The organism is Cupriavidus sp. UME77 (genome assembly GCF_014170355.1).
GTDB lineage: Bacteria > Pseudomonadota > Gammaproteobacteria > Burkholderiales > Burkholderiaceae > Cupriavidus > Cupriavidus basilensis.
In genome coordinates, this window is record NZ_LZZU01000023.1 from 22631 (window position 1) to 32079 (window position 9449).

At 66.9% G+C, this 9449-nt stretch carries 11 protein-coding genes; 5 read left to right on the forward strand and 6 right to left on the reverse strand.

Features of this window, described 5'->3' with window-relative positions:
- Positions 1–208: 208 nt before the first annotated feature.
- From tyrS to A9975_RS10390, 5 genes are all read left to right on the forward strand, one after another.
- Entirely contained in the window at positions 209–1450 is a 1242-nt protein-coding gene (gene tyrS / locus A9975_RS10370) for a tyrosine--tRNA ligase (protein WP_150988003.1), read from the forward strand.
- A gap of 19 nt (positions 1451–1469) precedes the next feature.
- Positions 1470–1943 (forward strand): D-aminoacyl-tRNA deacylase, encoded by a 474-nt coding sequence (gene dtd, locus A9975_RS10375; RefSeq protein WP_183032611.1) that lies wholly within the window; start codon positions 1470–1472, stop codon positions 1941–1943.
- 6 nt (positions 1944–1949) lie between these two features.
- Entirely contained in the window at positions 1950–2510 is a 561-nt protein-coding gene (locus A9975_RS10380; RefSeq protein WP_183032612.1) for a dihydrofolate reductase family protein, read from the forward strand.
- 47 nt (positions 2511–2557) lie between these two features.
- Complete coding sequence (locus A9975_RS10385; RefSeq protein ID WP_183032613.1) at positions 2558–3217, forward strand: YbhB/YbcL family Raf kinase inhibitor-like protein; 660 nt, start codon at positions 2558–2560, stop codon at positions 3215–3217.
- Positions 3218–3306: 89 nt separating this feature from the next.
- Positions 3307–3981 carry a histidine phosphatase family protein gene (locus tag A9975_RS10390; RefSeq protein WP_183032614.1) on the forward strand — a complete coding sequence of 225 codons (675 nt, stop codon included), beginning with the start codon at positions 3307–3309 and terminating at the stop codon, positions 3979–3981.
- 26 nt (positions 3982–4007) lie between these two features.
- Here the strand turns inward: A9975_RS10390 and A9975_RS10395 are convergent, their stop codons facing one another.
- The 6 genes from A9975_RS10395 to ruvC all read right to left on the reverse strand — a co-directional run bounded on the left by A9975_RS10395 (position 4008) and on the right by ruvC (position 9392).
- On the reverse strand, positions 4008–4733 hold the full coding sequence (locus A9975_RS10395) for a queuosine precursor transporter (protein WP_183032615.1): 726 nt from the start codon (positions 4731–4733) through the stop codon (positions 4008–4010).
- Positions 4734–4861: 128 nt separating this feature from the next.
- Entirely contained in the window at positions 4862–5446 is a 585-nt protein-coding gene (locus A9975_RS10400) for a YSC84-related protein (RefSeq protein WP_183032616.1), read from the reverse strand.
- 202 nt (positions 5447–5648) lie between these two features.
- Positions 5649–6704: a Holliday junction branch migration DNA helicase RuvB gene (ruvB, locus tag A9975_RS10405; RefSeq protein WP_183032617.1), complete on the reverse strand. Its 1056-nt coding sequence runs from the start codon at positions 6702–6704 to the stop codon at positions 5649–5651.
- 127 nt (positions 6705–6831) lie between these two features.
- Complete coding sequence (ruvA, locus tag A9975_RS10410) at positions 6832–7413, reverse strand: Holliday junction branch migration protein RuvA (protein ID WP_150988018.1); 582 nt, start codon at positions 7411–7413, stop codon at positions 6832–6834.
- A 165-nt stretch (positions 7414–7578) separates the two neighbouring features.
- A complete protein-coding gene (locus A9975_RS10415; RefSeq protein ID WP_183032618.1) occupies positions 7579–8766 on the reverse strand; it encodes a glycerophosphodiester phosphodiesterase in 1188 nt (395 codons plus the stop codon).
- 80 nt (positions 8767–8846) lie between these two features.
- Positions 8847–9392, reverse strand: a complete 546-nt coding sequence (gene ruvC, locus A9975_RS10420) for a crossover junction endodeoxyribonuclease RuvC (protein ID WP_174427462.1) — start codon at positions 9390–9392, stop codon at positions 8847–8849.
- Positions 9393–9449: the final 57 nt, after the last annotated feature.

Genomic DNA, 9449 nt, shown 5'->3' on the forward strand with positions numbered 1-9449 from the left:
TTTCGGGCTGCGTTGCCGCGACGATTTTTTGCTTCGTCTGCCTTCCTCCCCGGAGGTGCGGCGCCTGCCATATTGGTTTGCCGCCTAGAATGGCGGTTGGCCCACGGGAACATTCCCGTTTGCACAAGAAGCGCGGATTATACCAAAACCGGCCGCAAGCCGTTTTGTGCCGCCGTCTGAATTCTCATGTTTTTCAAAGACTTACGTCATGACTGAAGTTTCCTCCGGCGCTGCCACTTCCTACCCCCTCACGCCCACCGTGATGCACGCCCTGGAGGTGTCCAAGCGCGGTTGCGACGAACTGCTGGTCGAATCCGAATGGCTGGCCAAGCTCGCGCGCAGCGAGGCCACCGGCGTGCCGCTGCGCATCAAGCTGGGGCTGGACCCGACCGCGCCCGATATCCATATCGGCCACACGGTGGTGCTCAACAAGATGCGTCAGTTGCAAGACCTGGGCCACCAGGTCATCTTCCTGATCGGCGATTTCACCTCCACCATCGGCGATCCGTCCGGGCGCAACGCCACCCGTCCTCCGCTCACGCGCGAGCAGATCGAGGCCAACGCCCAGACCTACTACAGCCAGGCCAGCCTCGTGCTCGATCCGGCCAAGACCGAGATCCGCTACAACAGCGAGTGGTGCGATCCGCTGGGCGCGCGCGGCATGATCCAATTGGCGGCCAAGTACACCGTGGCGCGGATGATGGAGCGCGACGACTTCACCAAACGCTTCCGCACTGGGATTCCGATTTCGGTGCATGAGTTCCTTTACCCGCTCATGCAGGGCTACGACTCCGTCGCGCTCAAGGCCGACCTGGAGCTGGGCGGCACCGACCAGAAGTTCAACCTGCTGGTGGGCCGGGAGCTGCAGAAGGAATACGGCCAGGAGCAGCAGTGCATCCTGACCATGCCGCTGCTGGTGGGCCTGGATGGCGTGGAGAAGATGTCCAAGTCCAAGGGCAACTACATCGGCGTGACCGAAGCCCCGAGCGAGATGTTCGGCAAGCTGATGAGCATCTCGGATGACTTGATGTGGAAGTACTTCGAGCTGCTGTCGTTCCGCCCCATGAGCGAGATCGACCTGATGAAGCAGGAGATCTCGCTGGGCCGTAATCCGCGCGACTGCAAGGTGATGCTCGGCCAGGAGATCGTCACGCGCTTCCACAGCGCAGCCGACGCCGACCGCGCGCTCGAGGATTTCAACCACCGCGCGCGCGGCGGCGTGCCCGACGAAATCCCCGAGGTCAGCCTTTCCGGCGCACCGCTGGGCATCGGCCAGTTGCTCAAGCAGGCCAACCTGGTGCCGTCCACGTCGGAAGCCAACCGCAATATCGAGCAGGGCGGCGTCAAGATCGACGGCACCGTCGTCAGCGACAAGGGGTTGAAGGTCGAGGCCGGCAGCTACGTCGTGCAGGTGGGCAAGCGCCGCTTCGCACGCGTGACGCTGGCTTGAGGCCGGGCAGGAACGGCTCATGATTGCGTTGATCCAGCGGGTCGCTCAGGCCCGCGTCACTGTCGATGGCCGCACCACCGGCGAGATCGGCGCCGGGCTGCTGGCGCTGGTCTGCGCCGAGCGCGGCGACACCGAAGCGCAGGCCGAACGCCTGCTCGCCAAGCTGCTGGCCTACCGTGTGTTCTCCGATGAGGCCGGCAAGATGAACCTGCCCGTGCAGGACATCGATGGCCGCGGCACGCGCGGTGGCCTGCTGGTGGTGTCGCAGTTCACGCTGGCAGCCGATACCAACAGTGGCACGCGGCCCAGTTTCACCCCGGCCGCGGCGCCCGCCGATGGCGAACGTCTTTACAACCATTTCGTGGCGCGTGCGCGCGCCGCGCACGGCGAGGTGCAGACCGGCGAGTTCGGCGCGATGATGCAGGTCAGCCTGGTCAACGACGGTCCGGTCACCTTCTGGCTGCGCGTGCCGCCGGCCGCCGCGCCCGCCTGATCGCCCATGACCCAGACCGTCACCCTTTTCATTGCCACCAGCCTCGACGGCATGATCGCCTCGCCAGACGGCGGGGTGGACTGGCTGTTTACCGCCGGCGACTACGGCTTCGAACCCTTCCTCGCCAGCGTCGACCGTATCGTGTCGGGCCGTATCACCTACGAGCAGAGCCTCGGCTTCGGGCCGTGGCCCTATGGCGACCGGCCCTTCCATGTGTTCTGCAGCAGTGCCAGGCCGCTGGCGCGGCCCGAAGGCGGCCCCTGGCGGATCGAACAGGAGGCCGAGCCGGTGCAGCAATGGCTGGCCCGCTTCAAGCACGAGCACAAGGACCGCGACGGGCACATCTGGCTGCTTGGCGGCGCGCAGGTCGCGCAGGCTTGCCTGGCCGCTGGCCTGGTCGATGCGATGGAGCTGTTCGTCCATCCCATCGTGCTGGGGCAGGGCATTGCCCTGTTCACCGGCAGCGGGCGGTCGGACTGGCGCCTGGCCGCGCATCGCGCTTTCGACGACGGCCTGCTGCAACTCAGCTACCGCCTTACCTCACCGCCGGGACCGGCCACGGCCTGATCCCGCACGCCGCGCCGCGCGCGGCGCCTACCAGCAAGGAGAGACACATGAAACTCTGGAGCAAGGCCTTTGCCGACAAAGGGCCCATTCCCGTCGAATTCGCCTTCGGTGCGATCGATCCCGCCACCCACGTGACGCTCTCGAGCAACCGCAATCCCGACCTGCACTGGGACGAGGCCCCGGCCGAGACACGATCCTTCGTCCTGATCTGCCACGATCCGGATGTGCCCAGCCGTGGCGACGACGTCAACCAGGAAGGCCGCGAAGTGCCCGCCTCGCTGCCGCGCGTGGATTTCTTTCACTGGGTGCTGGTGGATATTCCGATGGGGCTGCGCACCATCTCCGCGGGCACCCACAGCGATGGCGTGATCGCGCGCGGCAAGCCGGGCCCCGAGGCCACGGGCGGCACGGCAGCGGCAGGCGGGCTGCGCCACGGCCTGAACGACTACACCGGCTGGTTCGCCGGCGACCCGGACATGAAGGGCGACTACTACGGTTACGACGGCCCTTGCCCGCCGTGGAACGACAGCCTGGTGCACCACTACGTGTTCACCGTCTACGCGCTCGACCTGGACCGCTTGCCGCTAGAGGGCACCTTCACCGGCGCCATGGTGCGCGAGGCCATCCAGGGCCACGTGCTGGCGCAGGCTGCCTACACCGGCACCTATACCCTCAATCCGAAACTCGCCGGCCAGCCGGCGAAGTAAGCACGGGCCGCGCGGCGCGCAAGCGCTGCGCGCCAGGGGCGCCACGGCAGCACAGCGTAGCGCCGCCTAAATCGCCTAAAGGAAACGGCATGTCGCAATTGCCCGGGCCGCATTCGCTGGCCTTCACCCACCTGATCCTGATCCGCCACGGCGAGACCGCATGGAACCGCGAGCGGCGCCTGCAAGGCCAGCTCGACATTCCGCTCAACGCCACCGGCGTGGCTCAGGCGGATGCCCTGGCCCAGGCGCTGTCGGTCGAGCCGATCGATGCGGTCTACGCCAGCGACCTGTCGCGCGCGATGCAGACGGCGGCGCCGCTGGCCGAGGCGCTCGGCCTGGCGGTGCAACCCGATCCCCGCTTGCGCGAGCGCTGCTACGGCGCGCTCGAAGGCATGACCTACGCGGAAGTGGCCGAGCAGCTGCCCGAGGATTTCGCCAGGTGGCAAGCGCGGGTTCCCGACTATGCGCCCGATGGCGGCGAGTCCTTGCTGGCGTTTCATGAGCGCGCGGTGGAAGCCGCGCTGGCGCTCGGGCGCCGCCATCCCGGCGAGCGCATCGCCCTGGTGGCGCACGGCGGCGTGCTGGACTGCCTGTACCGCGAAGCCAACGACATGACGCTGGAGGCGCCGCGCCGGCACGAGCTGCTCAATGCCAGCATCAACCGGCTGCGCTGTGACAGCGTGCGGCTCACGGTCATGCAGTGGGCGGACGTGGGCCACCTGGAAGCGCTTACCCTCGACGAAGTCGACCGCAGGGTGCCCTGAGCCGCGCTGGCCGCGCCGGGCGCGGCTTACACCCGCAGGCGGAAGGGCGTGAAATCGGTATTGCGATCGTAGTAGTCTTCGCGCTCGGCGCGCTTGAGGAAGTTCACCACCTTGTAGGTGACCGGCGTCATCACCACTTCCCATGCGGTCTTGAGGATGTACTGGGCAATGGCGACCTGGATCACCTTCTCCAGCGGCCAGATGCCGTAGAAGGCCATCACGTAGAACAGCGAGGAATCGACCAGCTCGCCGGCCAGCGTGGAGCCAATGGTGCGGGTCCACAGCCAGCGGCCGTTGGTCCACAGCTTCATCTTGGCCAGCACATAGCTGTTGGTGAAGCTGCCGCAGCAGAACGCGATCAGCGAGCCCAGCGCGATGCGCCAGGTATTGCCGAAGACGTCTTCCAGGCTCTTTTGGTAATCGCTCATGAAGGGCGCCACCGGCATCTTCAGCACCACGAGGCTCATGAAGGTGGCGAACGCCAGCGCCGCGAATCCGGCCCAGACCACGCGGCGATCACGCCCGTAGCCGTAGACCTCGGTCAGCACGTCCCCAAAAATGTACGAAACCGGGAAGAACAGCACGCCCGCGCCGAAGGTCACCGGGCCGATCACCGGCAGCGTGACCTGGGCCGCCTTGGCCGCGCCGATCAGGTTGGAGCACAGCAGGACCGTGACGAAAGCCACCATCACGAGATCGTAGTAACGATAGACGCGCCCGCTGTAGGCGGACGTGGCGCTTGACGTGGTCATCGGGGTGTTCCTGGGGCGATTTTTGGGCGATTATGCCAGCCGCGCCGCCAACTTGCCCCGCCACACTGTAGACGAGCGCGCGCCCTGGCCGGGTCGCCCCGGGCCAGGGCTGCCTGCGCGGGCTGCGGCTAGATGTTCAGCTTGCTGATCTTGGAGCCGTCCAGCGACACATCGAACATCAGCCCGGCATTGGTCTGCACGAAGCCGATCACCGGCTGCTGGCCGGTGATCGTATCGAGTTTGCCGTTGGCACCGACCTTGGCCAGCGCCACGCCGGCATCCGCACCAACTGTCCAGCCGCTGCTGTTGACGAACTTGTCGTAAGCATCGGGCGTCATGAACATCACCACCACGGATTTGGACTGGCCGCCGGCGGTCGCGCCGATCGAGGCCGAGGTGGTGCGGTAATAGTTCACCGAGGCGCCCTTGGAGCGCAACACGCCCTCGCCGTATTCGCCGCCGACCACCAGCCCTGCCGACAGCACGCGCGGGAACACGAGGATGCCCTGGGCGCGCGAGGCCAGCTCGCGCGAGCTGTCGACGGTTGTGAACAGCCGGTTGAGCGCGCCGTCGGCACCCGCGTCGATTTCTTTCTTCTTGGCCGCCGCATCGGTTGGCGCATAGGCGCCGGTGGTGGTGCAGCCAGCCGCGAACGCGGTGGCCACGACCAGGCCTGAGCCCGCCAGTCGGGTGACAAAGTGGCGTCGATTCATGTGCTCTCTCCTGTCAGGGATCAGTTAGCCGGCCGTCGGGCATCTGCCGTGAGTTGTCGCCTTGCCTTGGCGGTCGGGGCTAAGTCATTGTGGACAAGGAGGGAGCAGCCAGCAATGCACGACAAAAGAATTGTCTGCGGGCCTCGAAACTACTTAATGCGGGTTTCGATGTGCGGCTTCGATGTGCGGGTTTCGATGCCGCTCAGGCCGGGGCCGAATCGCTCTCGCCGGGCGCCGCCAGCCCGAAGTGCCGGTAGGCGGCGGCCGTAGCCATGCGGCCCCGCGGCGTGCGCTGCAGGTAGCCCTGCTGGATCAGGAAGGGCTCGAGCACGTCCTCGATGGTGTCGCGCTCCTCGCCGATGGCAGCGGCCAGGTTATCCACGCCCACCGGGCCGCCGCTGAACTTCAGCAGGATGGCTTCCAGCAGTTTGCGGTCCATCAGGTCGAAGCCGACCGCGTCCACGTCGAGCATGGCGAGCGCGGCGTCCGCGATGGTGCGAGTGATGTTTCCATCTCCTTTGACTTCCGCAAAGTCGCGCACGCGGCGCAGCAGCCGGTTGGCGATCCGTGGCGTGCCGCGCGCGCGGCGTGCGATTTCCAGCGAGCCCAGCGGGTCGATGCGGGCACCCAGCAACTGGGCGGAGCGCGTGACGATGCGCGATAGTTCCTCGGCGGTGTAGAACTCCAGCCGCGCCACGATGCCGAAGCGGTCGCGCAGCGGGTTGGTCAGCATGCCCGCGCGGGTCGTGGCGCCGACCAGCGTGAAGGGTTGCAGGTCCAGCTTGACCGAGCGTGCGGCCGGGCCTTCGCCGATCATGATGTCGATCTGGTAATCCTCGAGCGCGGGGTACAGGATTTCCTCGACGACCGGGGACAGGCGGTGGATTTCGTCGATGAACAGGACGTCGTTGGCTTCCAGGTTGGTCAGCAGCGCCGCCAGGTCACCCGGGCGTTCCAGCACCGGGCCGGAGGTCTGGCGCAGGTTGACGCCCATTTCGCGGGCGATGATGTGCGCCAGCGTGGTCTTGCCCAGCCCCGGCGGCCCGAACAGCAGCACGTGATCGAGCGCTTCGCGCCGGTTGCGCGCGGCGTGCATGAAGATGTCTAGCTGGCCGCGCACTTTTTCCTGGCCGACGTATTCGTCGAGCAGCTTGGGACGCAGCGCCCGCTCGAAGGCCTCCTCGTTGGGGGAGACGGCGGTGGGGGCGATCACGCGATCGGCGCCCCGCTCGGTGGCTAGCTTGTCGGTTTCGATCATGTTACGGATGCGGGCAAAGTGGTTGGATTGTAGCCCTTCCGGGCGTGGCGCCGGCCGCGCGAGTCCTGCGCACGCCGCGCAGGCTCAGCACCGGGAGCGTCCCTGGCCCGCCCGTGATCCGGCCGGGTCAACCTTTGGATAGCGATTTCAGCGCCATCTTGATGCCGTCGGACACGCCGGTGCCCGCGGGCACCTGCTTGATCGCCAGCGCTGCCTCTTTCTCCGAGTAGCCGAGCGCAAGCAGCGCGTTGAGGATGTCGACGGCGTTGTCGTGCACCGGCGTGCTGCCGGGCGCTGCTCCAAGCTCGGCGCCCAGCTTGCCTTTGAGTTCGAGCAGCAGGCGCTCGGCGGTCTTCTTGCCGATGCCCGGCACGCGCGTCAGCCGTCCGGCTTCCTGCAGCGTGATGGCCTGCGCCAGTTCGCTGACCGACATGCCGGAGAGCACCGCCAGCGCCATGCGCGCGCCGATGCCGGTGATCTTGATCAGTTCGCGGAAGGTGTTGCGCTCGGTAGCGCTGCCAAAGCCGTACAGCAGGTGCGCGTCCTCGCGCACGATCTGCTGGGTCAGCAGGGTGACGGGATGGCCGACGGCGGGCAGGTTGTAGAAGGTGCTCATCGGCACGTCGATCTCGTAGCCGACGCCGTGGCAATCGACCAGCAGGTGCGGGGGATTCTTCTCGATGAGGGTGCCGGCGATGCGTCCGATCATGGTGTAGTGTCTGCAGCGAATTACGGCGCGCGCGCCGGGATGGGAAAGGAGTGCGGCGGCGGCCAGCGCGGGGGAAGGCCCGCCATCGCGAAGGCCGCCAGTGTAGCCCAGCGTACGGTGTACCGGCGCGGCCGGGCCACTTGGCTATCGACTATCTGTTATCGGCTATCGGCCCAGCGTGTCCACCGCCTGGCGTCCCAGCGCGGGATCGTCGGTGAAAAAGCCGTCGATGCCGGCAGCGAGGAAGGCTTGCACCTCGCGCACCATGCCGGCGGGGCTGCGCGTGGCATCGTCGCCGCCGGTGCGCAGGTTGCGCGGCAGGAAGGTGTTCTCCGGACGGAAGGTGTAGGGATGGACCAGCAAGCCTGCCGCATGCGCGTTGCGCACCAGCGCGGTCGGCGTGCCGAGGTTGCCATTGGCGTCGCGGGGCACCACGCTGGACTTCTCCGGGCCGATGCCGTTGGCGTAGCTGGCCACTTCGCGCAAGCCGATCGGCGTCATCATGTCGGCGTAGGTGCGGGTGTCGCCGGCCAGGCGCCAGTCGGCAGGCCGGTTCTTCGCGCCACCCATCAATTGGATCAGCTTCACATTAGGCATGCCCTGGGCCAGGCGCTGGCGCATCTCGCGCAAGTTGCCGGTCTCGAACGACTGTACGAACACCGGCGCGCTGCGCGTGTACGCATGGGCTTGCAGCGTGGCCACCAGCTTCTCCTCCAGCGGCAGGCCGATGCCGCGGAAATAGCTCGGATGCTTGGTTTCCGGGTACAGGCCGATCACGCGTCCGCTGCGTTGCGATGCCTTGGCCACCAGATCGATGATTTCGTCGAAGGTGGGGATCTCGAACTTGTCGTTGTACTGGGTATTGGCCTTGCGCACCTGTGCGATACGCTCGCGCGCGCGCAGCGTCTTGAGCTCGGCCAGCGTGAAGTCTTCGGTGAACCAGCCATCCAGGCGTTCGCCGTCGATCACCTTGATGCGCTTGCGGCTGGCGAACTGGGGCAGCTCCGCCACGTTGGTCGTGGTGCCGATTTCGTTCTCGTGCCGGGCCACCAGTACGCCATCGCGCGTCATCACCAGGTCGGGTTCCACCACGTCGGCACCGTCGTCGATGGCGCGTTGATAGGACGCCAGCGTGTGCTCAGGGCGCAGCGCACTCGCGCCGCGATGCCCGATCACCAGTGCCTTTGGCACGGCCGGGGCCGGGCCAGGGGCCGGCGCTGCCGGGGCAGTGGCCACGGGCGGCGGCGCGGCGCAGGCGGCGAGAACCGCGGCAGCCAGCGCGGATAACAGCGCCGGCAAGCGAGCGGAGCGGGGCGGATTCAAGGCGCGGAACGCGCGAGGCGAGCGGAGCATGCGGCATCCTTTGACGGGCGATCGCTCGATTGTAGGAGACTTGGAGGTGCGTCAGCAGCGGCTTGGCCGCCTGGGCTCGCTCAACCGATCAGCCGCCCACGCCGTACCCGCATGCCCTTGCGCACCAGGTCCGGGGCCAGCCCGGTCAGGGCGGTGAGCGTGTTGCTGCCATTGGCATGGCAGATTGCCATGCCCAGGGCATCCGCCGCGTCGGAACTGGGGCGTCCCGTCAGGCTCAACAGGCGCATCACCATTTCCTGCACCTGCTCCTTGTTGGCGCGGCCGTAGCCGACCACCGCCACCTTCAACTGAAGTGCCGTGTACTCGAACACCGGCAGGCCATGCGTGACCAGCCCGCAAATCGCCGCGCCGCGGGCCTGGCCAAGCAACAGCGTGGATTGCGGGTTGACGTTGACGAATACCTTCTCGATTGCGGCGCAATCGGGCGCGTATGTGCGGGTGACTTCGCTGATGCCGTCGAAGAGGGTTTTCAGCCTGGCAGGCAGGCCGCTGTCGCCGTCGCTCTTGATGGTGCCGGAGGCGATGTAGGTTAGCTTGTTGCCGTGCTTTTCCAGCACGCCGAAGCCGGTGGTACGGAGGCCGGGGTCGATGCCGAGGATACGCATGGGGGTCGGGCTCGGCTTTTGATGGGTGATGGGGGATTGTAACGTTGGGATCTCTTT

What these genes read in the sequence shown, in the direction of transcription:
- tyrS (WP_150988003.1), top strand. Translation starts at nt 209, where the DNA reads ATGACTGAAGTTTCCTCCGGCGCTGCCACTTCCTACCCCCTCACGCCC.
- A9975_RS10380 (WP_183032612.1), top strand. Translation starts at nt 1,950, where the DNA reads ATGACCCAGACCGTCACCCTTTTCATTGCCACCAGCCTCGACGGCATG.
- A9975_RS10385 (WP_183032613.1), top strand. Translation starts at nt 2,558, where the DNA reads ATGAAACTCTGGAGCAAGGCCTTTGCCGACAAAGGGCCCATTCCCGTC.
- A9975_RS10415 (WP_183032618.1), bottom strand. Translation starts at nt 8,766, where the DNA reads ATGCTCCGCTCGCCTCGCGCGTTCCGCGCCTTGAATCCGCCCCGCTCC.
- ruvA (WP_150988018.1), bottom strand. Translation starts at nt 7,413, where the DNA reads ATGATCGGACGCATCGCCGGCACCCTCATCGAGAAGAATCCCCCGCAC.
- dtd (WP_183032611.1), top strand. Translation starts at nt 1,470, where the DNA reads ATGATTGCGTTGATCCAGCGGGTCGCTCAGGCCCGCGTCACTGTCGAT.
- A9975_RS10390 (WP_183032614.1), top strand. Translation starts at nt 3,307, where the DNA reads ATGTCGCAATTGCCCGGGCCGCATTCGCTGGCCTTCACCCACCTGATC.
- A9975_RS10395 (WP_183032615.1), bottom strand. Translation starts at nt 4,733, where the DNA reads ATGACCACGTCAAGCGCCACGTCCGCCTACAGCGGGCGCGTCTATCGT.
- ruvB (WP_183032617.1), bottom strand. Translation starts at nt 6,704, where the DNA reads ATGATCGAAACCGACAAGCTAGCCACCGAGCGGGGCGCCGATCGCGTG.
- ruvC (WP_174427462.1), bottom strand. Translation starts at nt 9,392, where the DNA reads ATGCGTATCCTCGGCATCGACCCCGGCCTCCGTACCACCGGCTTCGGC.
- A9975_RS10400 (WP_183032616.1), bottom strand. Translation starts at nt 5,446, where the DNA reads ATGAATCGACGCCACTTTGTCACCCGACTGGCGGGCTCAGGCCTGGTC.